25 protein-coding genes, 1 tRNA gene and 2 pseudogenes are annotated in these 26,729 nt (G+C 70.5%); 11 read left to right on the top strand and 17 right to left on the bottom strand.

Going from position 1 to position 26,729, the window contains the following annotated elements:
- Positions 1-120: 120 nt before the first annotated feature.
- Positions 121-807, bottom strand: a pseudogene (locus ACFVVO_RS33650) (potassium channel family protein); the annotation flags it as partial.
- A 119-nt stretch (positions 808-926) separates the two neighbouring features.
- Complete coding sequence (locus tag ACFVVO_RS33655; RefSeq protein ID WP_390060308.1) at positions 927-1,064, bottom strand: hypothetical protein; 138 nt, start codon at positions 1,062-1,064, stop codon at positions 927-929.
- 78 nt (positions 1,065-1,142) lie between these two features.
- Between ACFVVO_RS33655 and ACFVVO_RS33660 the strand changes: the two are divergent.
- Positions 1,143-1,313 (top strand): annotated as a pseudogene (locus tag ACFVVO_RS33660) (site-specific integrase); the annotation flags it as partial.
- A gap of 330 nt (positions 1,314-1,643) precedes the next feature.
- Here ACFVVO_RS33660 and ACFVVO_RS33665 read toward each other — a convergent pair.
- Positions 1,644-3,038: a beta-propeller fold lactonase family protein gene (locus ACFVVO_RS33665; RefSeq protein WP_390060087.1), complete on the bottom strand. Its 1,395-nt coding sequence runs from the start codon at positions 3,036-3,038 to the stop codon at positions 1,644-1,646.
- Between the two features lie 502 nt (positions 3,039-3,540).
- On the opposite strand from ACFVVO_RS33665, the gene ACFVVO_RS33670 reads away from it, so the two are divergent.
- Entirely contained in the window at positions 3,541-3,825 is a 285-nt protein-coding gene (locus ACFVVO_RS33670) for a hypothetical protein (RefSeq protein WP_390060089.1), read from the top strand.
- A gap of 97 nt (positions 3,826-3,922) precedes the next feature.
- On the opposite strand, the gene ACFVVO_RS33675 is transcribed toward ACFVVO_RS33670, so the two are convergent.
- The 3 genes from ACFVVO_RS33675 to ACFVVO_RS33685 all read right to left on the bottom strand — a co-directional run bounded on the left by ACFVVO_RS33675 (position 3,923) and on the right by ACFVVO_RS33685 (position 6,004).
- Positions 3,923-3,996 (bottom strand) — tRNA-Pro (locus tag ACFVVO_RS33675).
- Between the two features lie 66 nt (positions 3,997-4,062).
- Positions 4,063-4,821, bottom strand: a complete 759-nt coding sequence (locus tag ACFVVO_RS33680) for a Pr6Pr family membrane protein (RefSeq protein ID WP_390060091.1) — start codon at positions 4,819-4,821, stop codon at positions 4,063-4,065.
- A gap of 256 nt (positions 4,822-5,077) precedes the next feature.
- Positions 5,078-6,004: a metallophosphoesterase gene (locus tag ACFVVO_RS33685; protein WP_390060092.1), complete on the bottom strand. Its 927-nt coding sequence runs from the start codon at positions 6,002-6,004 to the stop codon at positions 5,078-5,080.
- Positions 6,005-6,098: 94 nt separating this feature from the next.
- Here ACFVVO_RS33685 and ACFVVO_RS33690 point away from each other — a divergent pair, with 94 nt between their 5' ends.
- Positions 6,099-6,566, top strand: a complete 468-nt coding sequence (locus ACFVVO_RS33690; RefSeq protein ID WP_390060094.1) for a GatB/YqeY domain-containing protein — start codon at positions 6,099-6,101, stop codon at positions 6,564-6,566.
- Between the two features lie 123 nt (positions 6,567-6,689).
- Here ACFVVO_RS33690 and ACFVVO_RS33695 read toward each other — a convergent pair whose 3' ends face one another.
- Complete coding sequence (locus ACFVVO_RS33695) at positions 6,690-8,996, bottom strand: transglycosylase domain-containing protein (RefSeq protein WP_390060096.1); 2,307 nt, start codon at positions 8,994-8,996, stop codon at positions 6,690-6,692.
- Positions 8,997-9,531: 535 nt separating this feature from the next.
- On the opposite strand from ACFVVO_RS33695, the gene ACFVVO_RS33700 reads away from it, so the two are divergent.
- The gene (locus ACFVVO_RS33700) at positions 9,532-9,870 is read left to right on the top strand and encodes a WhiB family transcriptional regulator (RefSeq protein ID WP_390060297.1); all 339 of its coding nucleotides are present in this window, start codon (positions 9,532-9,534) and stop codon (positions 9,868-9,870) included.
- Positions 9,871-10,259: 389 nt separating this feature from the next.
- Here the strand turns inward: ACFVVO_RS33700 and ACFVVO_RS33705 are convergent, their stop codons facing one another.
- Entirely contained in the window at positions 10,260-11,600 is a 1,341-nt protein-coding gene (locus tag ACFVVO_RS33705) for an ArsA family ATPase (RefSeq protein WP_390060098.1), read from the bottom strand.
- Positions 11,597-12,574, bottom strand: coding sequence for an ArsA family ATPase (locus ACFVVO_RS33710; protein ID WP_390060099.1), 978 nt, complete (start codon positions 12,572-12,574; stop codon positions 11,597-11,599). The genes ACFVVO_RS33705 and ACFVVO_RS33710 overlap by 4 nt, the downstream gene beginning before the upstream one ends.
- A 216-nt stretch (positions 12,575-12,790) precedes the next feature.
- Between ACFVVO_RS33710 and ACFVVO_RS33715 the strand changes: the two genes are divergently transcribed.
- Genes ACFVVO_RS33715 through ACFVVO_RS33730 form a run of 4 tightly spaced genes read left to right on the top strand, consistent with a single transcriptional unit; the run spans position 12,791 to position 15,230 of the window.
- Positions 12,791-12,955: a DUF4177 domain-containing protein gene (locus tag ACFVVO_RS33715; protein WP_136744038.1), complete on the top strand. Its 165-nt coding sequence runs from the start codon at positions 12,791-12,793 to the stop codon at positions 12,953-12,955.
- Complete coding sequence (locus ACFVVO_RS33720) at positions 12,952-13,416, top strand: RidA family protein (RefSeq protein WP_390060101.1); 465 nt, start codon at positions 12,952-12,954, stop codon at positions 13,414-13,416. Before ACFVVO_RS33715 ends, ACFVVO_RS33720 begins: the two co-directional genes overlap by 4 nt.
- 57 nt (positions 13,417-13,473) lie before the next feature.
- Complete coding sequence (locus ACFVVO_RS33725; RefSeq protein WP_390060102.1) at positions 13,474-14,403, top strand: NUDIX hydrolase; 930 nt, start codon at positions 13,474-13,476, stop codon at positions 14,401-14,403.
- The gene (locus tag ACFVVO_RS33730) at positions 14,400-15,230 is read left to right on the top strand and encodes an MBL fold metallo-hydrolase (protein ID WP_390060104.1); all 831 of its coding nucleotides are present in this window, start codon (positions 14,400-14,402) and stop codon (positions 15,228-15,230) included. Before ACFVVO_RS33725 ends, ACFVVO_RS33730 begins: the two co-directional genes overlap by 4 nt.
- A 39-nt stretch (positions 15,231-15,269) precedes the next feature.
- On the opposite strand, the gene ACFVVO_RS33735 is transcribed toward ACFVVO_RS33730, so the two are convergent.
- The 3 genes from ACFVVO_RS33735 to ACFVVO_RS33745 all read right to left on the bottom strand — a co-directional run bounded on the left by ACFVVO_RS33735 (position 15,270) and on the right by ACFVVO_RS33745 (position 17,948).
- Positions 15,270-16,100: a nucleotidyltransferase gene (locus ACFVVO_RS33735; protein ID WP_390060105.1), complete on the bottom strand. Its 831-nt coding sequence runs from the start codon at positions 16,098-16,100 to the stop codon at positions 15,270-15,272.
- A gap of 66 nt (positions 16,101-16,166) precedes the next feature.
- Positions 16,167-17,195, bottom strand: coding sequence for a PQQ-binding-like beta-propeller repeat protein (locus ACFVVO_RS33740; RefSeq protein ID WP_390060107.1), 1,029 nt, complete (start codon positions 17,193-17,195; stop codon positions 16,167-16,169).
- Positions 17,196-17,273: 78 nt separating this feature from the next.
- Positions 17,274-17,948 (bottom strand): Crp/Fnr family transcriptional regulator, encoded by a 675-nt coding sequence (locus ACFVVO_RS33745; RefSeq protein WP_199211391.1) that lies wholly within the window; start codon positions 17,946-17,948, stop codon positions 17,274-17,276.
- A 276-nt stretch (positions 17,949-18,224) separates the two neighbouring features.
- On the opposite strand from ACFVVO_RS33745, the gene nth reads away from it, so the two are divergent.
- From nth to ACFVVO_RS33760, 3 genes are all read left to right on the top strand, one after another.
- Positions 18,225-19,145, top strand: coding sequence for an endonuclease III (gene nth / locus ACFVVO_RS33750; RefSeq protein ID WP_390060109.1), 921 nt, complete (start codon positions 18,225-18,227; stop codon positions 19,143-19,145).
- A 52-nt stretch (positions 19,146-19,197) separates the two neighbouring features.
- Positions 19,198-19,893, top strand: a complete 696-nt coding sequence (locus ACFVVO_RS33755) for an NUDIX hydrolase (protein WP_390060110.1) — start codon at positions 19,198-19,200, stop codon at positions 19,891-19,893.
- Positions 19,894-20,012: 119 nt separating this feature from the next.
- Positions 20,013-21,212: a MarP family serine protease gene (locus tag ACFVVO_RS33760; protein ID WP_390060111.1), complete on the top strand. Its 1,200-nt coding sequence runs from the start codon at positions 20,013-20,015 to the stop codon at positions 21,210-21,212.
- 45 nt (positions 21,213-21,257) lie between these two features.
- On the opposite strand, the gene ACFVVO_RS33765 is transcribed toward ACFVVO_RS33760, so the two are convergent.
- The 5 genes from ACFVVO_RS33765 to acs all read right to left on the bottom strand — a co-directional run bounded on the left by ACFVVO_RS33765 (position 21,258) and on the right by acs (position 26,709).
- On the bottom strand, positions 21,258-21,437 hold the full coding sequence (locus ACFVVO_RS33765; protein WP_143629697.1) for a hypothetical protein: 180 nt from the start codon (positions 21,435-21,437) through the stop codon (positions 21,258-21,260).
- Between the two features lie 127 nt (positions 21,438-21,564).
- A complete protein-coding gene (locus ACFVVO_RS33770; RefSeq protein ID WP_390060114.1) occupies positions 21,565-22,500 on the bottom strand; it encodes an alpha/beta fold hydrolase in 936 nt (311 codons plus the stop codon).
- Positions 22,497-22,985 carry a phage holin family protein gene (locus tag ACFVVO_RS33775; protein ID WP_390060116.1) on the bottom strand — a complete coding sequence of 163 codons (489 nt, stop codon included), beginning with the start codon at positions 22,983-22,985 and terminating at the stop codon, positions 22,497-22,499. Before ACFVVO_RS33775 ends, ACFVVO_RS33770 begins: the two co-directional genes overlap by 4 nt.
- Positions 22,986-23,059: 74 nt before the next feature.
- Positions 23,060-24,517: a Na+/H+ antiporter NhaA gene (gene nhaA, locus ACFVVO_RS33780; RefSeq protein WP_390060118.1), complete on the bottom strand. Its 1,458-nt coding sequence runs from the start codon at positions 24,515-24,517 to the stop codon at positions 23,060-23,062.
- A 236-nt stretch (positions 24,518-24,753) separates the two neighbouring features.
- Positions 24,754-26,709: an acetate--CoA ligase gene (gene acs, locus ACFVVO_RS33785; protein ID WP_390060120.1), complete on the bottom strand. Its 1,956-nt coding sequence runs from the start codon at positions 26,707-26,709 to the stop codon at positions 24,754-24,756.
- Between the last annotated feature and the right edge of the window lie 20 nt (positions 26,710-26,729).

A 26,729-nucleotide genomic window follows, 5' to 3' on the forward strand; every position in this document is an offset into this window, starting at 1 on the left:
GAACGCGTCCGGAGCGAGGAACGCGCACTGCGCATAGCCTTCACATCGGGAAAGGTCCACGACAATTCTCATCCCGACCTCCACAGGGACTGCGAGCCTGGGACCCTGAAGTCGGTGCCACTACGGCGCTCGAGGCACGGCAGATCTTCGAAGGAAGGGAACGGGTGTTGCTCGCTGCGAATGCAAAGTGGCGGACCACGCAGTCGAAGGTCCCGCAGGAAGAATGGATCTCCGCGAATGAGGCCCGAGTGTCTGCAAGACAACCCGGAGAACCTCACCATTCCTTCGAAAGGATATCCCGCGCGTACGTCGACCGCACCCGGGAATGGCCGCGAACAGCAGCAGGAAGAAAGGGATGCTGTGGGCCAGCGTCTCGACGGCCCGCATGCCCGGATGGGGAGCACGAAGGATGGAGCGGACCTGGCCGGCGATCAGGACGACGAATGCCACCAGGCCGACGAGGAGCACCGCGACGGAGACAGCCGTGGCGAAGCGGCCCAGAGGCAGCAGGTAGTACACGGCCACGAGTGCGCCGACCGAGCCGACCACGCGCAGCGTGCTCCAGACGATCTGGCGGGACGAGGGCCAGGCTCTGTCCCGGTTCCGGCGTGCCAACCCGTCGTGCGCGGCCCTGCGTTCCCGGCCGCGGTGGACTGCGCCCACGACGACCTTGACGGCCAGGCCGAAGATGATCAGGTCGGTGAGCATCTGCACGGTGACCACCAGCCGAGCCACATCGGACTTGGCCGTGATGTCGCCGAATCCGACGGTGGAGAACACGGTGACGGCGAAATACAAGCAGTCGGTATGGGAGAGGTGTCCGCCGAAGTTACCCGACGACTGCGCGGCCGGCGTGACATAGGGTCATGACGCCCGACGCATCTTCGCGTTCGCGGCGCGGAAGGAAATGCCGCGCCCATGCCACATCATGCCGGTAGCCGCGCCCAGGTGATCACCACCCGGATCGCTAAGACGAACGACATGAGGAAGAAGACCATTCCGATCGGCCCGTACTTGTGGCCGGAATTGGTGACCATGCCGGAGAAAGTGAAGTGGAAGACCACTCGGTCTCCGCTGATCTGATCTCGACAACTGGGTCCTCTACGTCCGCCAGCAGACGCAACGACGCCGCGGCGTCCTCTCCGCAGCCTCCACACATCGCGGTCCAGCGGTCGGTGCGGAGGAGCGGGGACACCAAGACCCGGACGTCGCGGCGCACGCTCGCTCTGCCGGCGCGCTGCGTGGATGCCCTCTGGCAGCAGTTCGAGGATCAGGGGTGGGACCGGCTCGCCGCTGATGAGGAGTGGGAGGAAGACCGGCGCCGTGGTCATGGACGGCATCTTCGGCACGCAGGAACGGCGGCCGTGGGCACGCGGAAAGCGGTAGTCACGCAGATAGACACGCAAGCAAAAACAGGTGAGGCACCTAGGAACGTTCCTAGGTGCCTCACCTGCTGTTACGGCTGTCGGGGTGGCGGGATTTGAACCCACGACCTCTTCGTCCCGAACGCGATCAGACCCCTTTGTGACCTTGGTTCGGGGGTACTGACCTGCTCGTCCGTCGCCGCCACAGTCCATTACTGTCCGGGATCGTCCCCGCGCGGCCTTACCGTCCGGCCCCCTGTTCGGCCCCCGAGACCGCGCCTACCAGCCGGGCAGGCCTGCCGAGGCCATGGTGTCCATGACGATGTCGTGGACGTCGTCATGGACGTCGCTCGGGTCGGGCAGTTCTGACCAGAGGTCGTCCTTGCGGTCCTTGCTCTTGCAGACGGTGGCGGCGGAGGGCTCGTAGGTGTCGTCACCGGCGAAGGTGGCGGTGTAGCAGATCTCTTCGGGCTGCTTGCCGGGCACCCTGCAGGTGGCCTTGCCCCTGCTGTCGGTCGTGTCGGTGCACAGCGCGGTGGAGTCGGTGGTGAACTCGATCTCCTTGCCTGCCAGTGGCCGGCCTTCTGCGGTCAGCTGGGCTTTGAGGGTGACACCGTCCTTGCCGCCGGCACCCAGGGAGCCCTTCCACCTCCACTTCTTCTGCACCTTGAGGGTCAGGGTGGTCGGGGTGCGCTCGGCGGCACGGGTCCCGATCGCCACGCCCACGGGGACGTCACCGACGGGGACGCTCGTGGTGACGGTGTTGGTGGTGGTGTCGATCACGGACACGCTGTCGGAGCCGGCGTTGGCGACGTAGGCGCGGGTGCCGTCCGGGGTGATCGCCACCTCGTTCGGGCTGAGTCCGACGGGGATGGGGTTCCCAATGACGGTGTTGGTGGTGGTGTCGATCACCCGCACATTGGACTCGGCGTTGTCGCCGACGTAGGCGCGGGTGCCGTCCGGGGTGATCGCCACGCCGATGGGGGAGGTGCCGACGGGGACAGTGGCAATGACGGTGTTGGTGGTGGTGTCGATGACGGACACGCTGCCCGAGCCTTGGTCGGTGACGTAGGCGCGGGTGCCGTCCGGGGTGATCGCCACACCGATGGGGTTGACGCCGACGGGGACGGTGGCGATGACGGTGTTGGTGGTGGTGTCGATGACGGACACGTCGTTCGAGAGGTTGTTGACCACGTAGGCGCGGGTGCCGTCGGGGGTGATCGCCACGCTGCGGGGACCGTTGCCAACGGAGATGGGGCTCCCGATGACGGTGTTGGTGGTGGTGTCGATCACGGACACGTTGTCGGAGCCGAGGTTGGCGACGTAGGCGCGGGTGCCGTCCGGGGTGATCGCCACACCGCGCGGGCTGTCGCCGACGGGGACGGTGGCGATGACGGTGTTGGTGGTGGTGTCGATCACGGACACGTTGTCCGAGTTGTTGTTGGCGACGTAGGCACGGGTGCCGTCCGGGGTGATCGCCACGTCGAAGGGGCCGTCGCCGACGGGGACGGTGGCGGTGACGGTGTTGGTGGCGGTGTCGATCACCGACACGCTGTCCGAGCCGAAGTTGGTGGCATAGGTGAAGGTGCCGGTCTGCGCGGCGGCGGGCGTGGCCATGGCGATCGGGACGGCCAGACCGGTCAGGACCGCAAGTCCCGCCACCCAGGTCCGCATCAGCACCCACCACGCACCCGTGCCCCTACGGTTTCGCTCCGTACTCCCCTGCTCCGACGCCCCCCGTACCGTGATTCCCGACATGCAGACCTCCCGCAATGCACCACACCCAGGTGCGTTGGCGTGCTCCGGATGAAGACAGCGATCGATGCCCGGCATGGACATACAGGACCGCCGCGGCGCTGATGATCGCCGCGGCAGACGCTAAGTGCCGTATCGCCTCGTCTCCCTACGACTCCCCGTACATGGGGCCGTACGGACGAGTTAAGCAACCCCGGCTTCACCTGATGCTTGACGCCGCTTGCCTCGGCTTGGCTGTGCGCGTCTGACAGGAAGATCGCCCTGGCAGGATGCCGGCATGGGGAACACGCGCGCGTGACCCGTGCTGCGCACCCCGGACCTGGACACGGCGTTGAGACTCGCTGAGAAGTTGCTGTCGGTCGCGTCCTGGTACAGACCGAGCGGTTGCTGTCTGGCCGCCTGGGCGCGCGATGATGACGAGTTGCGACGTCTGACCGAGCTGGTTTCGATGCGGCCGTCGATGCCGACGACGACCACGGCGGCGCCGACGTCCACGTACGGGGTGAGCGGGCGGCCCGTCGAGGGGGCCGGGGCCGTCGAGACCGTCACGCTCCTGAGCCGGAATCACGTCATCCCGTCTCTGGGCGCGCGCAAGCTGCGTGACCTGAGCGTGGAGGACGTAGATCGTTGGCTGGCCACCAAGGCCGAGGCGACCGGCGCCGTGGTCATGGACGGCATCTTCGGCACGCAGGAACGGCGGCCGTAGGCACGCGGGAAGCGGTAGCCACGCAGATGGACACGCAGGCAGAAACAAGAAGACCACCTGGAAACGTTCCTAGGTGGTCTTCCTGCTGTTACGGCTGTCGGGGTGGCGGGATTTGAACCCACGACCTCTTCGTCCCGAACGAAGCGCGCTGCCAAGCTGCGCTACACCCCGATGTCGCTGCTTCTCGCGGCGACGTCGTTTACTTTAGCCCACCGGTGGCCGGAGACGAAATCCGGTTTAACCGCGGTGGCGGACCGGGGTTGGGCGGGCGTGGTCCAGGGCGACCAGGAGGACCGCCAGGGCGTAGATGGCGAGGCCGATGAGGAGGGCGTTCGCCAGGGTGTCGCGGTAGCCGTGGGTCTGCGCGTCGAGGAAGGGGTAGAGGTAGCGGGCCGGGGTGGAGGGGGACCGGAGCGCGGCCTGGACGAGGTAGAAGGCCAGGTAGGCCAGGGGATAGAGGAGCCAGGTCGCGGCGTGGCGGAGGCGGAGCCGGGCCGCGGGGGTGAGCAGGAGCCAGTCCAGGAGGGCCGCCAGCGGGGCCACCGTGTGGAGGAGCTGGAGCGCTGTCCACTGGGCGTGCCAGCGGGCGGGGGGCGGGGCCGCTTCCGTCATGGCGAACGGGGGCGTGGCGTGGGCCAGCAGCACCTGGTACGTCAGTGCGGTGATCACGGCGTAGAGGAGAGCGGCACCGGTCACGGACGCGGGCAGTGGGCGGCGGGTGCGCCAGGCCCTGGAGGCCGACGAGAGCATGACGACGGCCAGCAGGATGTTGGCCTGGACGCTGAAGTAGCTCAGGGTCCGGGCCGGGGTGCCGAGGAGGAGTTCCAGGGCGACTCCGGCGGCCGCCGCGAGGGCGATCAGCAGTCGGAACACCGCTGCCAGGGGGCGGTGCATCGGGCCCACCACTGCTGTGGCCGGGACCGGGGCGGGCAGCAGGAGGGGCGGGCCGGGCACCGCGGGCAGGTCCGGGATGTCCCTGGGTATCGGGGCGGTCATGCCCTCACGCTAGGCAGAGGGGATGAATGGGGCCATATGGGGCAGTCCGAATGGGTTCGTGTCCCCGGGTCCACCGGTTCGAGGGTGGTCCACCGTCTCGGCGGCGATCCACCGGTTCGGGGTGATCCACCAGCTCCGGGTGATCCACCGGTTCGGGGTGATCCACCGTGTAAGCGGTGTTCGACCGTGCCGGCGGTGGTCCACCGTTTCGCCATCGCAAGGGGGCGCCCACCCAGGGCGCCCCGGCCCCCGCGTCCTACTCCCGTCCCACCAGCGTCAGCAGCGTCGCCTCCGGGGGGCAGGCGAAGCGGATGGGGGTGTAGCGGTTGGTGCCGCAGCCCGCCGAGACGTGCAGGAAGGACGTGCGGCCCTCCGCCGTGTGCCGGGACAGGCCCTTCACGCGGTCCGTGTCCAGGTCGCAGTTGGTGACCAGGGCGCCGTAGAAGGGGATGCAGAGCTGGCCGCCGTGGGTGTGGCCGGCCAGGACCAGGCGGTAGTCGTCCGCCGTGAAGGCGTCGAGGACGCGCAGGTACGGGGCGTGGACGACGCCCATCGAGAAGTCGTACGAGCCGGAGGGGCCGCCCGCCACCTGCGCGTAGCGGTCGCGCTTGATGTGCGGGTCGTCCAGGCCGGTCAGCTCGATCGACACGCCCTCGACCTTCAGGGCGCCCCGGGTGTTCGTCAGGTTCAGCCAGCCCGCGGCGTCGAAGCCGTCCCTGATGTCCTCCCAGGGGTTGTGGATCACGCCCACGGCCGGCGGGTTGCCGTTCAGGCCGTGCCGGCCGCTCGTCTTCTCCAGCAGGTAGCGGGCGGGGTTGCGGAGCCTCGGGCCGTAGTAGTCGTTGGAGCCGAAGACGTACGCACCCGGGAACTCCATCAGCGGGCCGAGCGCGTCGAGCACCTCGGGGACGCCCTCGGGGTCGGAAAGGTTGTCGCCCGTGTTGATCACGAAGTCCGGGCGCAGCCCCGCCAGCGACTGCAGCCAGCGCTGCTTCTTGCGCTGGCCGCGCACCATGTGGATGTCGGAGACCTGGAGCACGCGCAGGGGGCCCATGCCCGGCGGGAGGACCGGGACCGTCACTCGTCGGAGGCGGAAGGAGCGGGCCTCGAAGCCCGCCGCGTAGGCCACTCCGGCGGCGCCTGCCGCCATGATTCCCAGGGGTACTCCGTATCGCGCGCGCATACGACCATCGTGTCAGACCCGGCGCTGGGCCCAAGACCGGCCGCCCGCAAAATCGGTGGGCGCCCGCGCCCCGGTACCTGAGACAATCGGCCCCATGACCACCACGCTCAAGTCGAAGCTGCAGGACGACCTCAACGCCGCGATCAAGGGGCGCGACGAGCTCCGCTCCTCGACGCTCCGGCTGACGCTCACCGCGATCACCAAGGAGGAGGTCGCGGGCAAGGAGAAGCGCGAGCTCTCCGACGACGAGGTGCAGAAGGTGATCACCCGCGAGGCGAAGAAGCGCCGTGAGGCGGCCGAGGCCTTCGCGCAGGGCGGCCGCGCCGAGCAGGCCGAGCGGGAGAAGGCGGAGGGCGAGGTCCTTGCCGCGTACCTGCCGAAGCAGCTCAGCGACGACGAGCTGAACGGGATCGTCGCCCAGGCCGTCGAGGAGGCGAAGGCGGGCGGCGCCGAGGGGCCGCGGGCCATGGGCGCCGTGATGAAGATCGTGAACCCGAAGGTGGCCGGCCAGGCCGAGGGCGGCCGCGTCGCCGCCGCGGTGAAGAAGCTGCTGCAGGGCTGAGACGCGGACCGGCACCTGCTGACGCGGACCCGCGTCCGACACCGCGTGCACGACGGCGGGGCCGCACCCCCTCACCGAGGGTGCGGCCCCGCCGTTTCACAGCCGTCGCGGCACGGGGAGGAGCTACCCCCGGCGCCCCCCGATGCCGTTCCCGTTCGTGCCACCGTTCGTCTGGCCCTCGATGAAGTTGTCGGGGAAGGAGAAGGTCGGGGTGGGGACGGTGCCGCCGGTGTCACCGCCCTGGCTTGTTCCCCCGTTTGTCAGTCCGCCGATCAGTCCCCCGGTCTGTCCCCCCGTGTTGTCCCGGTTTCTGCCGCGTCCCCCCGGATCGCCTTTTCCCTGGTCACCACCGTCCTCCTGGTCGTCGGGAATGTCGACCAACTGGAAGTCCGGGGCGTCCTTGCCGGCGAGGGCGCCGGCCATGGCGTCCCGCCAGATCGGACCGGGGACCTGACCACCGAAGACGAGATCGCGGTAGACACCGCCGATCGTGATCCCGGTCATCTTCACGTTCTGCTTGGCGCTGCCCACCCAGACCGCACCGGACATGTTGGGGGTGTAGCCGACGAACCAGGCGTTCTTGCGCTCGTCGGTCGTACCCGTCTTGCCCGCGCTCTCCCGGTCGTTCAGGCCCGCCTCCTGGCCGGTACCGGAGTCGACCACACCGCGCAGCAGCGTGTTGACCGTGTCGGCGGTCTTCTCGCTCATCGCGCGTGAACAGGTGGACTTGGGCACCTCGAGCGACTTCTGCTCGTTGCCGACCTTCTGGACGATCGACTCGATGGCGACCGGCGTGCAGTACATCCCGCGGGAGGCGAAGGTCGCGTAGGCGCCGGCCATGGTCAGCGGGGAGAGGCCGATCGAGCCGAGGGCGATCGACGGGGTCTCCGGGAGCTTCGAGCCGTCACCCTGCACCACGTGCAGCGCGTCGGTCATCTTCACCACCGGGCACAGACCGATGTCGGAGATGAGCTGCACGAAGTAGGTGTTGATGGACTTGGCCATCGCCTCCTTCATGCGGTACGGGCCCTTCTCCGACTCGTTCTCGTTCTCGACCGTCTCGTTCTTGGTGTTGACGTACGGGTTGCTGCTGCACCGCTGGACGGGGCTCGGATAGTTCATCTTGTACGGCGCCGAGTACTCCTGCGTCGCCGGCTTGCCACCCTCGATCGCGGCCGCCGCCACGAACGGCTTGAACGTCGAACCGGTCGGGAAGCCGTAGTTCGAGCCGCCCAGGTCCCGGTTGACCGAGAAGTTGTACTCGGTCTCGTTGTTGCCGTAGCCGAACGGCTTCGACTGGCCCATGGCCAGGACCTTGCCGGTGCCGGGCTCGACCAGCGTGGCGGCCGCGGCGACCTTGTCGGACTTGTAGACGTGCTTCTTCAGCGAGGCCTGGACGGAGTCCTGGGCCTGCGGATCGAGCGTCGTACGGATGGTCAGACCGCCGCGGTTCCAGAGCTTGGCGCGCTCCTCGCGGCTCTTGCCGAAGGTCGGGTCGGTCAAAAAGACGTGCTCCACGTACTTGCAGAAGAACGCGGCGCCCTTGGTGGCGGTGATGCAGCCGTTCTTCGGCTGGCTGACATGCAGTCCGAGCGGCTTCTCCTTGGCCCGGTCGGCCTCCGCCTGGGAGACGTTGCCGACCTCCGCCATGCGCTGCAGCACGGTGTTGCGCCGCTTGGTCGCCTCGGCCTCGTCGTTCACCGGGTCGTAGCGGCTCGGGGACTGCACGATGCCGGCCAGCAGCGCCGACTCCTGCAGGTTCAGGTCCTTGGCGTGCTTGGCGAAGTAGCGCTGGGCGGCCGCCTCGACGCCGTAGGCCTGCTCGCCGAAGAAGGTGATGTTCAGGTAGTTCTCGAGGATCTTCTTCTTGCCGAGCTTCTCCTCGATCTGGATCGCGTACTTCAGCTCCCGGACCTTCCGGCCGAGGGTCTGCTGAGTGGCCTCGGCGACCTTCGTCGGGTCGTCACCGGCCTCCTCGATGAAGTAGTTCTTCACGAGCTGCTGGGTGAGCGTGGAGGCACCCTGGGAGACGCCGCCGCTCTGCGCGTTCTTGTTCAGGGCGCGCAGCACGCCCTTGAGGTCGATCGCGCCGTGCTTGTAGAAGCGCGAGTCCTCGATCGCGACGATCGCCTTCTGCATGTACGGCGAGATGTTCTTGAGGTCCACCACCGTGCGGTCGCGGGAGTAGACGGTCGCGATCTGGTCCCCTCGGCTGTCCAGTATGGTCGTGCGCTGGCTGAGCTGGGGGCTCTTGAGGTTGGCCGGGATCTCGTCGAAGCCCTTGACCGAGCCCTTGGCCGCGAGGCCCAGCGCGCCGGCCGCGGGCAGCGCGATGCCCGCCATCACGGCTCCCGCGAGCACACTGACACCGAGGAACTTGGCGGCCTGCTGCGTTGCCGACAGGCCACCGCTCGAGCGCTTCTTTGCCATGGGGGCAGCCTAATCCGTACTTATGAGCGTTCCGACGGAGCGGCCCTCCGTCGGGATGTTCGGGTGCCGGATCGTGACGTGTACGCCCTTGGTCCGGCGGCTCGCGACTCCTGTCACGGCATGGCAAATCAGGGGGCCTACGTTCTCATTCGCCGGACAGGCGCGCAGGCCTTGGCCTAAGCTGCTCGTAACTGTCACAGCGGCGCGGCCACACATCAATACGTCCGGCGAACCCGAATCGTTCCGGAAGTACCCCTGAATTTCTGGCAAGGCGTGTCCGAATCCGCCTTGTGTGTCACCTGGCGCCCGGTGTGACGCACCACAGCCGTCCCGGTATGCCGGGATGGTCGCACATGTCGTCAGCTCACTCCCCCGGGTGATCTGCCGCTTACCCATAGTCCGTTCGGGCCATTCAAGATTGGGCCCGAAGGGGGTGTTGCGCTGTCCCCGCCTTCCGTAACGTCCTCAACTGGCGGCGGTGAATATGCCGCTGCCGCCGTGGGGGAGCCTCGATTCGGGAGAGGACGGCGCCGGTATGGGCTGGGTAACCGACTGGAGTGCGCAGGCTGGCTGCCGCACTACCGATCCGGATGAACTGTTCGTGCAGGGAGCAGCGCAGAACAGGGCCAAGGCGGTGTGCACCGGATGTCCGGTGCGTACCGAATGCCTGGCCGATGCGCTGGACAATCGCGTCGAGTTCGGCGTGTGGGGAGGCATGACGGAGCGGGAGCGCCGCGCACTGCTGCGCAGGCGGCCCACCGTGACTTCCTGGCGCGCGCTGTTGGAGACCGCACGCTCGGAGTACGAGCGTGGCGCGGGCATCGTGTCCCTCGACAGCGACGAGGTGTACGCGAACTACGCGGCGGTCAGCTGAGGGCAACACCCCTGGGCGTCGCCCCGGAACAACTCGGGGCGAGCGTGGTCGAGGCGACGGCCGCTTCAAGAGCGGCCTTGGTCCGGTCCCGGCCGGCAGGTGCGTGCCGGTGTGGCGATGCCCGCTGGGCAGGCGGACGCCAGGCCGACGAGCGGCAGTGGCCCGTCGGAGTGGCAGTGGCCCGTCGCAGCGGTGACAGGGTGCCGCAGCGTGGACGGCAAGCGCCCCGCGAGCCACGCGCGCCCGTTTCGGAGCGCGCGACGTGCACGCTGGCCCCGAGCGCCATGGGCGCGACAGCTCTGTGCGCCAGGCGCGTCGCCCATGCAGGCCCGCCACGAGGCCCACGCGTACGACGGTCACGTACGCATGTACGCCCCGCGTGACCCGCGCTACGACAGTTCCGTACGCCCCGCCGCCAGCCGGTCGCCGATGTCGCGCAGGCCCGGGAGGTCGTGCACGTCGCCGGGCAGCGCGGGCACCTCGACGACCGCCACCTCGGGATGGCGGGCGAGAAAGCGGTCACGCGTGTGCTGCTCGCGCGAGAGCAGTTGCATGCGCTCGGCGTGCAGCCGCAGCAGGCCTGCGGTGAGCTGGTCCACAGTCCGCTCCGGGTCCGCGGCGGGGGAGCCGTCGTCGGTGCCGGCGGGGGAGCCGTCGTCCGGAGCCGATGGTGTGGCAGCGGGAGATTCTGAACTGCCGTATGTGTCGGGAGAGTTACGAAGTCCAGCTTTCCCGTCCCCCTGATCCACAATGCGGGGGTCCTCAAGATTTTCCGCGGCGTCGAGGGCCCGCTCCGCCGACAGCCGGCCGGCGCCGGTGCCGTGGACCCGGTTGAGCACCAGCCCCATCAGGGGCATGTCCTCCGCGGCCAGCCGCTCCACGAAGTACGCCGCCTCGCGCAACGCGTCCCGCTCCGGCGCCGCCACCACAAGGAACGCCGTGCCGGGCGCCTGGAGCAGCTTGTACGTGGCGTCCGCGCGGGTGCGGAAGCCGCCGAAGGTGGTGTCCATCGCGGCCACGAACGTCTGCACGTCCTTCAGCAGCTGACCGCCGAGCAGCTTGCCCAGGGTGCCGGTCATCATCGACATGCCGACGTTGAGGAAGGCCATCCCCGCGCGGCCGCCCAGTTTGGCCGGAGCGGTCAGCAGGCGGATCAGCCGGCCGTCCAGGAAGGAACCGAGCCGCTTGGGCGCGTCCAGGAAGTCCAGCGCCGAGCGGGACGGCGGGGTGTCGACCACGATCAGGTCCCACTCGTCCTTCGCCCGGAGTTGCCCGAGCTTCTCCATCGCCATGTACTCCTGCGTGCCCGCGAAGCCCGCCGAGAGCGACTGGTAGAAGGGGTTCGCCAGGATCGCGGCCGCCCGCTCCCGGTCCGCGTGCGCCTCCACGACCTCGTCGAAGGTGCGCTTCATGTCGAGCATCATCGCGTGCAGCTCGCCGTCGCCCTCGGTGCCCTTGACCCGCCGGGGCACGTTGTCGAGGGAGTCGATGCCCATCGACTGGGCGAGGCGACGGGCCGGGTCGATGGTGAGGACGACCACCTTGCGGCCCCGCTCGGCCGCCCGCAGGCCCAGCGCCGCGGCGGTCGTCGTCTTGCCGACGCCGCCCGAGCCGCAGCACACCACGATCCGGGTGTCCGGGTCGTCCAGCAGCGGATCGACGTCCAGCACGCGCGCGGGGGAGAGATGAGGGCGGGCGGCGTCCTGCGCCTCGGCCGGGTCCGGACTCATGACAACCCCTGCTTCCGCAGCTCGGTGGCGAGTTCGTACAGGCCCGCGAGGTCCATGCCCTCGGCGAGCAGCGGCAGTTCGTGCAGCGGCAGCTCCAGTTCGCCGAGGACCGCGCGCTGCTCCTGCTCCAGCGCGTACCGCTCGGTGTACTCCGCGGCCTGCTCCAGCAACGGGTCCACCAGCCGCTCGGCGTGCCCGCCGCGCCGCGCCCCGCCGAGCCCGGCGGCCGACAGGGCCTGCGCGACGGAGGAACGCGGCACGGTCCGTACGAGTTCCAGGTCCGCCGCGTCCAACACCCGCGGCCGGACCATGTTCACGATGACCCGGCCCACCGGCAACCGCGCCGCGCGGAGTTCGGCGATCCCGTCGGCGGTCTCCTGGACGGGCATCTCCTCCAGCAGCGTCACCAGGTGCACCGCCGTCTCCGGCGACTTCAGCACCCGCATCACCGCCTGCGCCTGATTGTGTATCGGGCCGATCTTCGCGAGCCCGGCGACCTCGTCGTTGACGTTGAGGAACCGGGTGATGCGCCCGGTGGGCGGCGCGTCCATCACGACGTAGTCGTACGTGAACCGTCCCGCCTTGTCCTTGCGGCGGACCGCCTCGCACGCCTTGCCGGTCAGCAGGACGTCCCTGAGCCCCGGCGCGACCGTGGTGGCGAAGTCGATCGCGCCGAGCTTCTTCAGCGCCCGGCCCGCGCCGCCGAGCTTGTAGAACATCTGGAGATAGTCCAGAAGGGCGAGTTCGGGGTCGATGGCGAGGGCATACACCTCCCCGCCACCGGGTGCGACCGCGATTTTCCGTTCCTCGTAGGGCAGCGCATCTGTCTCGAAGAGCTGTGCGATGCCCTGCCGGCCCTCGACCTCCACGAGAAGCGTCCGCTTCCCCTCGGTCGCGAGGGCCAGCGCGAGTGCGGCGGCGACCGTCGTCTTGCCGGTCCCGCCCTTGCCACTGACGACCTGGAGCCTGCTCACGTATTCGAGCCTAACCAGTCCGGCCGACGGTCACGCGGCAGGCTGTGGACAACGGCGCTCCCGGGCGGCCCCAGGAACCGCGTCCGCCGCCCTCCTGTCCGGGGCCTGTTGCCCCCGTGCCCCGCGTCGGCCGCCCTCATGTCCGGTGTCCGCCGTGGGCGACGAAGCCCGTGGTCGGCCGCCTGCCCGGGTGACCACAGCGGCTACAGTCGGCCCATGACCAAGAAGTGGGAATACGCGACCGTGCCGCTGCTCGTCCATGCCACGAAGCAGATCCTGGACACCTGGGGCGAGGACGGCTGGGAGCTCGTCCAGGTCGTGCCCGGGCCCAACAACCCCGAGCAGCTCGTGGCCTACCTGAAGCGGGAGAAGCAGGCGTGAGCGCGGTCGAGGAGAGGCTGGCCGAACTGGGCCTGACCCTGCCGGAGGTCGTACCGCCGCTGGCCTCGTACCAGCCGGCCGTGCAGTCCGGTGTGTACGTCTACACCGCCGGCCAGCTGCCGATGGTGGAGGGCAAGCTGCCGGTCACCGGCAAGGTGGGCGCCGAGGTCACGGCCGAGGAGGCCAAGGAGCTGGCCCGTACCTGCGCGCTGAACGCGCTGGCCGCCGTGAAGTCCGTCACCGGCGACCTGGACCGCATCGCGCGCGTGGTGAAGGTCGTCGGCTTCGTCGCCTCGGCCGCTGACTTCACCGGGCAGCCCGGTGTCGTCAACGGCGCCAGCGAGCTGCTCGGCGAGGTGCTCGGCGACAAGGGCGTGCACGCCCGCAGCGCGGTGGGCGTCGCGGTGCTGCCGCTGGACGCCCCGGTGGAGGTCGAGATCCAGGTCGAGCTCGCTCAGTAACCTCTCTGACCTCGGGCGCCTCTCGAACATTCGCCCTACACGGGATAGCCTCCGGCCATGGCGAACGGTCAGTGGTATCCCCCGGAATGGCCCGACCGCATCCGCGCGCTCGCGGACGGCACCCTCGCACCGGTGCCCCCGAAGCGCGCGGCCACCGTGCTGCTCCTGAAGGACGCTCCGGCCGGTCCGGCCGTCCACATGCTGCGCAGACGCGCCTCCATGGCCTTCGCCGGAGGTGCGTACGCGTACCCCGGCGGTGGTGTCGACCCGCGTGACGACGACCGCCTGGTCCGCTGGGCCGGCCCCGCGCGCGCGTGGTGGGCCGAGCGGCTGGGCGTCGACGAGAGCGGCGCCCAAGCCGTCGTCTGCGCCGCCGTGCGGGAGACGTACGAGGAGGCGGGCGTCCTGCTCGCCGGCCCCGATGCCGACTCGGTCGTGGGTGACACCACCGGGGACGACTGGGAGGCGGACCGTGCCGCCCTGGTCGCGCGCGAGCTGTCCTTCGCCGAGTTCCTGGACCGCCGCGGCCTGGTGCTCCGCTCCGACCTGCTGGGCGCCTGGACCCGCTGGATCACCCCGGAGTTCGAGTCCCGCCGCTACGACACCTGGTTCTTCGTGGCCGTCCTGCCCGAGGGCCAGCGCACCCGCAACGCCTCCACGGAGGCCGACCGCACGGTGTGGATCCGCCCCGAGGAGGCCGCCGCCGGGTACGACAAGGGCGAGCTGCTGATGATGCCGCCCACCATCGCCACCCTGCGCCAGCTCCTCCCGTACGACACGGCGGCCGGGGCGCTCGCGGCGGCGCCGGCGCGTGACATGACCCCGGTGCTGGCCAGGGCCCGCCTGGTGGACGGCGAGATCGTCCTGTCCTGGCCCGGGCACGACGAGTTCACCAAGCACGTCCCGACGAGTGGGACGGCCGCCGACGGGGCACCTGGGACGGAACGCGAGACGACGGCTCCGAGCACCGGAGGAGGCCCCGCATGACGGACGCAGCAGCCCTGCCCGGTCAGCCTCGGGGCGGTGTCCTCACGGGGCCGGCGACCGAACGCGCCGTCAACGTGCTCGCGCCCAACGCCTCCGCGATGACCCTGGACGGCACCAACACCTGGATCGTCGCCGAGCCCGACTCCGACCTGGCCGTGGTGATCGATCCGGGGCCGCTGGACGACGGCCACCTGAGCGCCGTCGTCGACATGGCCGAGAAGGCCGGCAAGCGTATAGCCCTCACGCTGCTCACCCACGGCCATCCCGACCACGCCGAGGGCGCGGCCCGGTTCGCCGAGCTGACCCGCACGCGCGTGCGTGCCCTCGATCCGGTGCTGCGGCTCGGCGACGAGGGCCTGGCCGCCGGTGACGTGATCACGGTCGGCGGTCTGGAGCTGAGGGTCGTACCGACCCCCGGGCACACCGCGGACTCGCTGTGCTTCCACCTCCCGGCCGACCGGGCGGTGCTGACCGGGGACACCATCCTCGGGCGCGGTACGACCGTCGTGGCCCATCCGGACGGCCGCCTGGGCGACTATCTGGACTCCCTGCGCCGCCTGCGCTCCCTCGCCGTGGACGACGGCGTCCACACGGTCCTGCCGGGCCACGGGCCGGTCCTGGAGGACGCCCAGGGTGCCGTCGAGTTCTACCTCGCCCACCGCGCCCACCGCCTCGCCCAGGTCGAGACGGCCGTCGAGGACGGCTACCGCACCCCGACGCAGGTCGTCGCCCACGTGTACGCCGACGTGGACCGCTCCCTGTGGCCGGCGGCGGAGCTGTCGGTGCGGGCCCAGATGGACTACCTGAGCGAGCACGGGCTCATATAGCGGGCCCACACAGCGGACTCCCACAGGTCGCGGGGCCGCTCAGGGCCGGTCCTCGGGGCGGGGAGCCTTCACGCCGTGCACGCGCGCGTACTCCGCGGCGAGCCAGGGACCGAGGTCGTCCACGTACGACCGCAGTACGTCCGGGTCGCCGACGGGCTCGTGGCCGTACTCCGCCGCCCGGCGCATCTGCGCGGCCCGCTCGGGATGGTGGGCGGCGAACGCCCCGGCCATCTCGCGCAGGTCGCTGGTCCAGCCGTGCCAGCGGGGCATGACGAGGGTGAAGCCGGTGCGCACGAGGTGCCGGGACATGAAGCGGACGAGCGGCCGCCGGGCCTCCTCGCTGTCGGCCGCCCGCGCGATCCGCGCGCGCCAGCGCGGCAGCAGCAGTGCGAGGTCGCCGTTGGTCTCCCGGGCCAGCAGGGAGTCGGGGCGGTACCGGGGCAGGTGCGCGGCGAGATCGTCCCCGAGCAGCGGAGTGCACAGGCAGGCGACGAACCAGCCCAGGTCGTGCCGCTCCAGGTCGCTCAGCAGCCGCGCCCGGCCGTACAGCAGCGTGCCGACCCCGTCGATCTGCGGGAACTCCTCGTCCAGGGCCTCGCCGAAGGCCCGGACGGCCTCCCGGTCGGCGTCCGTCGGCTCCTCGCGCAGCGCGAGCAGCAGATCGAGGTCACTGCGTCCCACGCGCGCGGTGCCGCGCGGGATCGACCCGTAGAGGTACGCGCTGTGCAGCCGCGCCCCGAGGAGGTCCGGCAGCCGGTCACGCGCGGCGGCCACGACGGGACGGAACACGTCCGGCACGCGCGCGAGGGAGCCCTCGCGGACGAGGCACCCCTGGGCGTCGAGTCCGGGACGGCGAACGGTGTCGGGCATGCGTTCACTGTGCCCGGCCCGGCCGCCCTGGGCAGGTGATTTACGGCTGGGCGTGCGGCGGGGACCTCATCGCCGCCGGAAGACGCGCAGCCGGCGGGCCTGACCGCTCGATGTGCAGGCGACGGCGATCACGTCACCGTGGGCGGCCAGCAGTGGGCTGAAGGCCCAGCCGCCGCCCAGCCTGTGCTCGCCCACGAGGCGGCCGTCGGCGGGGTCCAGCACGCTCAGGCGCTCGCCGTAGTGGTGCAGGGCCAGCAGCCATCCGCCGTGGGCGAGAGGGAAGACGCCGCTGGATCCGCACCTGACGCGCCAGTCCCACAGGGGCTTGCCCGTGGTCACGGAGAAGGCTCCAAGAGTGACGTGCTTCTCACGCTCCTGTTCGTCCCGGGGAACGAGCTCCGCGACCAGGACGTCGCCGGTCACGGCCACGTGCCGGCCGAATTCGGCGTATGCGGGCGGCAGCTCGACGGTCGTCTCGTCCACTCGCAGCCGGGGGCGGCCGCGGGCGCCGCGCGCCTCCAGACGAGCCACCAGGGGCATGGCCCCGACCACGGCCCCGACCTCGCTCCGCTCGTCGTCCAGCGTGCCGTGCCACCGCGTCCGTCCGGTGCGCGCGTCGTCGACCCGTAGCCGGGGCGCGGTGCTCCAGTTCCCGGTGACCGTCGCCAGTCGGCCGGTGCCCAGCGCCACCTGGCCGTTGTGACGGCCCACGTGGCCCAGCCGGTCCCGCTCCTCCTTCCGGGACCAGACGACCGTGCCGGAGGCCGGATCCAGGGCGGTCAGGCAGACATGGGCCGCCTCGCGTGTGCCGTCGTCGTAGTGCAGCACCACGCCCACGCCGTCCTCGACGTCCGCCGACACCACACCGACGACGTCCTGGCCCGGTGGCCGCCAGGTCCACAGCCGTGTCCCCGTGGCCACGCCGTAGCCGTCGAGCCGGTCGAACCGGGCGAGGACGACGCAGTCGTCCGTGACCCACACACCGAGGGGCGTGCCCAGGTCCTCCTTCTCGTGCGCCGTTCTCCACAGCCGTCGCGTCGAACGCCGCCACGCGGACCGCCGCCAGGCCGACTCGGGCACCTTGTCCTCGACCATCCCCACCCCCGGTTTTCCGCCGCAGGGTATGCGAAAGGCCCTGCCGTACGACAGGGCCTTTCGCGCGTGTGCGGGCGGTCAGCGGGACCGCTTGGCCAGGCGCTCCACGTCCAGCAGGATCACGGCCCGGGCCTCCAGGCGGAGCCACCCGCGCCCGGCGAAGTCCGCCAGCGCCTTGTTCACGGTCTCGCGCGAGGCGCCGACGAGCTGGGCCAGCTCCTCCTGCGTGAGGTCGTGGACGACGTGGATGCCCTCCTCGGACTGCACGCCGAAGCGGCGGGAGAGGTCCAGCAGGGCGCGCGCGACACGGCCGGGGACATCGGAGAAGACCAGGTCGGACATGGCGTCGTTGGTCTTGCGCAGCCGCCGGGCGACGGCGCGCAGCAGGGCGCCGGCCACCTCCGGACGCACGTTCAGCCAGGGCTGGAGGTCGCCGTGGCCGAGGGCGAGCAGCTTGACCTCGGTGAGCGCGGTCGCGGTCGCGGTGCGCGGGCCCGGGTCGAACAGCGACAGTTCGCCGATCAGCTCACTGGGGCCGACGACGGCGAGCATGTTCTCGCGCCCGTCGGGAGACGTGCGGTGCAGCTTGACCTTGCCCTCGGTGACGACGTACAGCCGGTCACCGGGGTCGCCCTCGTGGAACAGTGAGTCACCGCGTGCGAGGGTCACCTCACTCATGGAGGCGCGGAGCTCCGCGGCCTGCTCGTCGTCGAGCGCCGCGAAAAGCGGATTGCGCCGCAGAACGTCGTCCACGAGTACTCTCCCTTGTCGACCTGCTCAGGGGACCATGATCCCCCGTGTACCAGGGGACCGTGTTCCCCGTTTTGCCGGGCTGTCCAAACAGTGTGATCTGTCACAAGGATGCCGCACAGATGTCCCGGGGTACGCGGCAGGGGTCCAATCGGGGGCCGATCCTCCGGGTCCGGGGCGGATGTCGGTGCCGGGCTTTAGGCTGGCCGGGTGTCCAAAACGCCGGTGAGAGCACAGGGCAAGGGGGCTGCACGGGTGGTTGTACGTCGTGATTCCGCCGTGGGCGAACAGGGTTCCAGCGGTAGTAGTAAAAGCGGCAAAGCGGCTAAAAAGGTCACGCCGGCCAAGAAGGCGGTGGCGGCCGAGAAGGCCGTGCCGGTGGCGAAGACCGCGCCCGTCAAGAAGATCGCCGCGAAGCCCCCGGCCGGGGAGTCCCGCACCGCGCTCGTCCGCCGTGCCCGGCGCATCAACCGCGAACTCGCCGAGGTCTACCCCTACGCCCACCCCGAGCTGGACTTCGAGAACCCCTTCCAGCTCCTGGTCGCCACGGTCCTGTCGGCCCAGACCACCGACCTGCGGGTCAACCAGACCACCCCGGCGCTCTTCGCCAAGTACCCCACGCCCGAGGACCTCGCGGCGGCCAACCCGGAGGAGGTCGAGGAGATCCTGCGACCCTGCGGTTTCTTCCGGGCCAAGACCAGGTCGGTCATAGGGCTCTCGAAGGCCCTCGCCGAGGACTTCGGCGGCGAGGTGCCCGGCAGGCTGGAGGACCTGGTCAAGCTGCCCGGCGTCGGCCGCAAGACCGCCTTCGTCGTCCTGGGGAACGCCTTCGGACGGCCCGGGATCACCGTGGACACGCACTTCCAGCGGCTGGTCCGGCGCTGGCAGTGGACCGACGAGACCGACCCCGACAAGATCGAGGCGGCCGTGGGCGCGCTGTTCCCCAAGAGCGACTGGACCGACCTGTCCCACCACGTGATCTGGCACGGCCGCCGCATCTGCCATGCCCGTAAGCCCGCCTGCGGCGCCTGCCCCATCGCCCCGCTCTGCCCGGCCTACGGCGAGGGCGAGACCGACCCGGAGAAGGCGAAGAAGCTCCTGAAGTACGAGAAGGGCGGCTTCCCGGGCCAGCGCCTGAAGCCGCCGCAGGCCTACCTCGACGCCGGCGGCAGGCCCGCGCCACCGCTGGGGGCCGGATGACGGAACGATCTCGGTGCCCTCGGGCGTTGGAAACGGCAGGACGGGGGTGGCGATGACGTACACGCACGACACGCACAAGGGGCCGGTGACGCTGAGCGAGGAGGGCCTGCCCGACTGGCTGGCCCCGGTGGTGCGGGCGGCGGAGACGGTCCAGCCGCTCCAGCTCAGCCGCTTCCTGCCGCCGGAGAACGGCTCGGGACGGCAGTCGGCCGTGCTGATCCTCTTCGGCGAGGGCGAGCGCGGCCCCGAGCTGCTGCTCATGGAGCGGGCCGGCTCCCTGCGCTCCCACGCCGGCCAGCCGTCCTTCCCGGGCGGCGCCCTCGACCCGGAGGACGGCGATCCGGAGGGCGACGGGCCGCTCAGGGCCGCGCTGCGCGAGGCCGAGGAGGAGACCGGCCTCGACCCGTCCGGTGTGCAGCTCTTCGGCGTGCTGCCCGCGCTCTACATCCCGGTCAGCGGCTTCGTCGTCACCCCCGTGCTCGGCTGGTGGCGTGAGCCCAGCCCGGTCGGTGTCGTCGATCCCAACGAGACGGCCCGCGTCTTCACCGTCCCCGTGGCGGATCTCACGGACCCCGCCCACCGGGCCACCGCCGTCCACCCCAGCGGCCACCGGGGCCCGGCATTCCTGGTCGAATCGGCCCTGGTCTGGGGTTTCACCGCCGGAGTGATCGACCGCCTGCTGCATTACGCGGGCTGGGAGCGCCCCTGGGACCGGGACAAGCAGGTCCCGCTCGACTGGCGGTCATGACAGGGTGATCCCCGTGCTGTGTTCACCCGAGGGCAGTGACGCCGACGGCTGCGCCGCGGCCCTCGGACCCCCCGGCCGAGGCTGCTGGGACCGGAGTGGAGTAGGCGAGGCCTGAAGCAGTGAACGTGCTGGACATCCTGTTGCTGGCCGCGGCCGTGTGGTTCGCGGTCGTGGGCTACCGCCAGGGCTTCGTCGTCGGCATCCTGTCGGTGATCGGGTTCCTCGGCGGCGGTCTCGTCGCCGTGTACACGCTGCCCGTCGTCTGGGACGCCGTCTCCGACCACGCCCAGGTGAGCACCACCGCCGCCGTCGTCGCCGTGGTCGTCGTCATCGTCTGCGCCTCCGTCGGCCAGGCCCTGACCACCCACCTCGGCAACAAGCTGCGCCGCTACATCACCTGGTCCCCGGCCCGCGCCCTGGACGCCACCGGCGGCGCCCTCGTCAACGTCGTCGCGATGCTGCTCGTCGCCTGGCTGATCGGCTCCGCCCTCGCCCAGACCACCCTGCCGACGCTGGGCAAGGAGGTTCGCAACTCCAAGGTGCTGCTCGGTGTCTCCGAGGCGCTGCCCGCGCAGGCCGACACCTGGTTCCAGGACTTCACCTCGGTCCTCGCCCAGAACGGCTTCCCGCAGGTCTTCAGCCCCTTCTCCAACGAGCCGATCAAGGAGGTGAAGCCGCCCGACCCGGCCCTGGCGAACAGCGCGGTCGCCACTCGCGCCCAGCGGTCCATCGTCAAGGTCACCGGCACCGCGCAGAGCTGCGGCAAGGTCCTGGAGGGCAGCGGCTTCGTCTTCGCCGACCGGCGTGTCATGACCAACGCGCACGTCGTCGGAGGCGTCGACGAGCCCACCGTCCAGATAGGCGGAGTGGGCCGCAAGTACGACGCTAAGGTCGTCCTGTACGACTGGAAGCGCGACATCGCCGTGCTCGACGTACCGGCCCTGTCGGCGAACGCCCTGAAGTTCAGCACCCAGGACGCGTCCGGCGGCGACGGCGCGATCGTCGCGGGCTTCCCGGAGAACGGCTCCTACGACGTGCGGGCCGCGCGGGTGCGCGGACGCATCACCGCCAACGGCCCGGACATCTACCATCGCGGCACGGTCGGCCGGGACGTCTACTCCCTGTACGCGACCGTCCGTCAGGGCAACTCCGGCGGCCCGCTGCTCACGCCCGACGGCAAGGTCTACGGCGTGGTGTTCGCCAAGTCCCTCGACGACGCCGACACCGGCTACGCCCTCACGGCGGACGAGATCCAGCAGGACATCACCCGGGGCCGCACGGCGAACCAGCAGGTGGGCACCGACAGCTGCGCCCTGTGATCCCGGAGGCGGGGGGACCGGCCGCGGTGATTCCCGGGCGGCGGATCAGCCGCGCGGGTGACGCAGACGCACTGAGACCCAGCGGGCACGGCGGCGCAGAATGCGCGGAATTCCCACCCTGAGATCCGCCTCCGCGAGCTGCGGAGTGCCTCGCTGCGGGGAACTCAGCCCGGAGGCCGAGCGGCGGTTGCGGGGTGCGTCACTGTAGTCGTGCGTCCAGCCCATACCCCGACGTCTGCCCCCGCCCGAAGGTCGATAACCGCTTCCACGCACCCCAATTGGCCTATGCGGCAGGCATGTGGCCGTTCGAGGAACAGGTGTTCAGTGACCGGTGTCCGGCGCACCCGTCCCCTCACCTGTCCGGCTCGGGATCCTGCAGCCAGTTGACCAGTTCCGCGGAGAAGGCCGACGGGTCCTCCTCGTGCGGGAAGTGGCCGAGTCCGTCGAACAGGCGCCAGCGGTACGGGGCTTCGACGTACTCGCCCGAGCCGGCCGCGCTGCGCGTCCGGGCCACCGGGTCCAGCGAGCCGTGCAGATGCAGCGTCGGCACGCGCACCGGCCGCTTCATCCTGCGGTTGAACTGGATGCCGTCCGGGCGGACCAGCGAGCGCACCAGCCAGCGGTACGGCTCGATCGAGCAGTGCGCGGTCGACGGGATGCACATGGCCCGCCGGTACGTCTCCACGGCCTCGTCCTCCGGCGGCCGCGGCCCGGACCACTCCCGGATCAGCCGGCCCACCAGCGCGCCGCCGTCGGCGGTCAGTTGGCGCTCCGGGATCCAGGGTCGCTGGAAGCCCCAGATGTAGGAGCCGGCCGCCGTCTGCCGGGCGTCCCGGAGCATCGCGGCACGCCAGCGCCGGGGGTGCGGCATCGAGACGACCGCGAGCCGCCGCACGAGCTTGGGCCGCATCGCCGCCGCCGTCCACGCCAGATAGCCGCCCAGGTCGTGGCCGACCAGGGCGGCGTCCGGCTCGCCGAGGGAGCGGATCACCCCGGTGACGTCCAGGGCGAGGTTGGCGGGGTCGTACCCGCGCGGGGTGCGGTCGCTGCCGCCGACGCCCCGCAGGTCCATCGCCACGGCCCGGTAGCCCGCGTCGGCGAGCGCGACGAGCTGGTGGCGCCATGTCCACCAGAACTGGGGGAAACCGTGCAGCAGCAGCACCAGGGGGCCGTCGCCGAGCTCGGCGATGTGGAACCGCGCGCCGTTGGCGGCGACGTCCCGGTGTGTCACCTTCTCCCCGGAGGGAAGGTCGATCCGTACGGCCGCTGCCGCGGCGGGTTCCGTCATGAGGACGAGCGTGCCACAGCTTCGATGGCCTGGGGCGCACGGTCCTGCGGCAGCTCGGGACGCGGGTGCGGCTTGGCGTTCTGCAGGACGCTCGCCGTCTCCTTCACGGACGCGGCGACCTTCTGCGGGCCCTGGCTCTTCTTCGCCTTCTTGGCGAACACCACACCGATGAGCGCGAGCAGGCCGGCGACCAGCACGTTGGCCGCGAAGGACAGCAGGAAGCAGACCGCGAGGTTCCAGCCGCTCCAGGTCCGAATGCCGTACGCCAGCGCGAAGTTGAGCATCGGCAGGGAGAACAGGAGCAGCATGCCGGCCGCGCTGAACGCGCCGCCGCTGGTCGCCCCCCGCTTGACGTCCTGCTTCAGCTGGGCCTTCGCCAGCGCGATCTCGTCGTGCACCAGCGCCGACATTTCGGTCGTCGCCGAGGCGAACAGCTGGCCGATGCTGCGTTCGGCGCCGACCGGGCTGCCGTCGGGTGCGCTCATCGCGTTCTCCCTGTGAAGTCTCGCGTGCCGTTTGAAGTCTTGCGTGCCGTCTTGTTTTGTACCGTCTCGTCAGATCATGCCGGACGGCCGTCCTCATCGCCTGCCCCGCCCGGTACTTCCTGAAGCCCGTGGCGCGCCGCGGCGGCCTTCTCGGCGGCGATGCGCCGGTGGTCGGCGGCCTTGTGCTCGAGGATCTCCGCCATCCGCAGGTGGTACGCCGGGTCGTCCTGCTCGTAGACGTCGGGGATGCCGTCCTGGTCCTCGTCGCGCTCCTCGTCCTCCCAGAGCTTGCGGTACCTGGCGTTGCGCATCTTCAGCAGCACCGTGGCGCACACGGCCGCGATCAGTGATCCGCTGAGGACGGCCGCCTTCACCTCGTCGGTGAGCGCCGCGTCGCCCTCGAAGGCCAGTTCGCCGATGAGGAGCGAGACGGTGAAGCCGATCCCGGCGAGCGAGGACACCGCGAAGACGTCGGCCCAGGCGAGGTCCTGGCTGAGCGAGGCCCGGGTGAAGCGCGCGGTCAGCCAGGTGCCGCCGAAGATGCCGAGCGCCTTGCCCACGACAAGTCCGAGCACCACGCCGAGCGTCTCGGGCCGGGTGAACACGTCCCGGAGCGCCCCGCCCGACACCGACACCCCGGCGCTGAACAGCGCGAACAGCGGTACGGCGAGCCCGGCCGACAGCGGCCGCACCAGATGCTCGATGCGCTCGCCCGGCGAGTGCTCCTCGCCCTCGCGGGTGGTGCAGCGCAGCATCAGGCCCATCGCCACGCCGGCGATGGTGGCGTGCACACCGCTGTTGTACATCAGCGCCCAGACAACGACCGCCAGCGGCACGTACACGTACCAGCCGCGCACCCGCGCGCGCAGCAGCAGCCAGAAGACGACCAGCCCGGCGACGGCTCCGCCGAGGACGGCGAAGTCGATCCGGTCGGTGAAGAAGACGGCGATGATCAGGATCGCGAAGAGGTCGTCGACGACCGCCAGGGTCAGCAGGAAGGCGCGCAGGGCGCTGGGCAGCGCGGTGCCGATGACCGCGAGGACGGCCAGCGCGAAGGCGATGTCGGTGGCGGTGGGCACCGCCCAGCCCTCGGTGGAGCCGTGCCCGACGAGGTTGGTCAGGGTGTAGACGAGCGCGGGTACGGCCATCCCGCACAGCGCGGCCACCACGGGCAGCACCGCCGCCCTGGGATCGCGCAGGTCACCGGCGACCAGCTCGCGCTTGAGCTCGATCCCCGCGACGAAGAAGAAGACGGCGAGCAGCCCGTCGGCGGCCCAGTGCGCCACGGACAGGTTCAGGCCGACGGCGGCGGGGCCGAAGTGGAAGTCGCTGACGGACTCGTAGCCGTGGCGCAGTGCCGGGATGTTCGCCCAGATCAGCGCGGTGACGGCGGCGGCGAGGAGGAGGACGCCGCCCACGGTCTCGGTGCGCAGCGCGTCCGCGACGACAGTCCGCTCGGGCAGGGACAGGCGCCCGAAGACCTTGCGGCCGGTGCGCGAGGTGGGGGACGCGGTGTCACGGGGGGCGGCCACGGTGGAGACCTCCGGGTGTGGTGGGCAGGGCTGAGCACATGCCGACCAGACTTCCCGGCGCACCTTGAGGCTCTTTCACATCGAGCTTTGTTTAGATTACCTAAGGTTGCCGCGGGATGCATCAGGTGATCTGAACATTAGGCGCAAAAGGGGTGCCCGGCGTGTTCGCGCCGGGCACCCCTTCCTGCCGGTCCCGCGGCCGGGCGGGCGGCGTGGCCGCCGCCCGCCGTCCGGCCCTAGTCCTCGCTCGACGCCGCCGGGAGCTTCGCCTGGATGAAGTCCATGACCGTGGAGTCGGTCAGGGTGGTTACGTCACCGAGCTGACGGTTCTCGGCGACGTCCCGCAGGAGCCGGCGCATGATCTTGCCGGAGCGGGTCTTCGGCAGCTCCGCCACCGGCAGGATCCGCTTCGGCTTGGCGATCGGGCCGAGCGTGGCGCCGACGTGGTCACGCAGCGCGCCGATCAGCTTGTCGTCCTCGGACGCCGAACCGCGCAGGATGACGAAGGCGACGATGGCCTGGCCGGTGGTCTCGTCGGCGGCACCGACGACCGCCGCCTCGGCGACCGACGGGTGCGAGACGAGCGCCGACTCCACCTCGGTGGTGGAGATGTTGTGGCCGGACACCAGCATCACGTCGTCCACCCGGCCCAGCAGCCAGATGTCTCCGTCGTCGTCCTTCTTCGCGCCGTCACCGGCGAAGTACTTGCCCTCGAAGCGTGACCAGTAGGTGTCGATGAACCGCTGGTCGTCGCCCCAGATGGTGCGCAGCATCGACGGCCACGGCTCGGTGAGCACGAGGTAACCGCCGCCCCCATTGGGCACCTCGTTCGCGTCGTCGTCCACGACGGTCGCGCTGATGCCGGGCAGCGGGCGCTGCGCCGAGCCGGGCTTGGCCTCGGTGGCGCCGGGCAGCGGCGAGATCATCATCGCCCCGGTCTCCGTCTGCCACCAGGTGTCCACGACCGGGGTGGCGTCGGCGCCGATGTGCTTCCGGTACCAGATCCACGCCTCGGGGTTGATCGGCTCGCCGACGGAGCCGAGGACCCGCAGGGACGACAGGTCGAACTGCGCGGGGATGTCGTCGCCCCACTTCATGAACGTACGGATCGCGGTCGGCGCGGTGTAGAGGATCGTGACCCGGTACTTCTCCACGATCTCCCAGAAGCGGCCCTGGTGCGGAGTGTCCGGGGTGCCCTCGTACATGACCTGCGTCGCGCCGTTGGCCAGCGGCCCGTACACGATGTACGAGTGCCCGGTGACCCAGCCGACGTCCGCCGTGCACCAGAAGACGTCCGTCTCCGGCTTCAGGTCGAACACCGCCCAGTGCGTGTACGCCGTCTGGGTCAGGTAGCCGCCGGAGGTGTGCAGGATGCCCTTCGGCTTCCCGGTGGTGCCCGAGGTGTAGAGGATGAACAGCGGGTGCTCCGCGTCGAACGCCTCCGGCGTGTGCTCGGCGGACTGCCGCTCCACCAGCTCGTGCCACCACACATCCCGCTCGCCGTCCCAGGCGACGTCCTGCCCGGTGCGGCGCACCACGAGCACGTGCTCGACGTTGTCGACCTTGGTGATCGCCTCGTCCACGGCCGGCTTGAGCGCGGACGGCTTGCCGCGCCGGTAGCCGCCGTCGGAGGTGATGACGACCTTGGCGTCGGCGTCCTGGATTCGGGTGGCGAGCGCGTCCGCCGAGAAGCCGCCGAACACGACCGAGTGCGCCGCGCCGATCCGGGCCGAGGCCAGCATCGCGATCGCGGTCTCCGGGATCATCGGCATGTAGATTGCGACCCGGTCGCCCTTGCGGACACCGAGCTCCAGCAGGGCGTTGGCCGCCTTGGAGACCTCGTCCTTCAGCTCCGCGTAGGTGATCGAGCGGCTGTCGCCGGGCTCGCCCTCGAAGTGGATGGCGACCCGGTCCCCGTGCCCGGCCTCGACATGCCGGTCCACGCAGTTGTACGCGACGTTCAGCTCGCCGTCCTTGAACCACTTCGCGAACGGCGGGTTCGACCAGTCCAGCGTCTCGGACGGTTCCTTGGCCCAGGTCAGCCGACGGGCCTGCTCGGCCCAGAAGCCGAGCCTGTCAGCCTTGGCCTGTTCGTACGCCTCTGCCCCGACGTTGGCGTTCGCGGCCAGGTCGGCGGGCGGCGCGAAGCGTCGCTCCTCCTTCAAGAGGTTGGCCAGGCTTTCGTTGCTCACGACATCTCCCTTTCCCAGGG

Origin of the sequence: Streptomyces sp. NPDC058145 (assembly GCF_042884245.1) — a bacterium.
Taxonomy (GTDB): Bacteria; Actinomycetota; Actinomycetes; order Streptomycetales; family Streptomycetaceae; genus Streptomyces.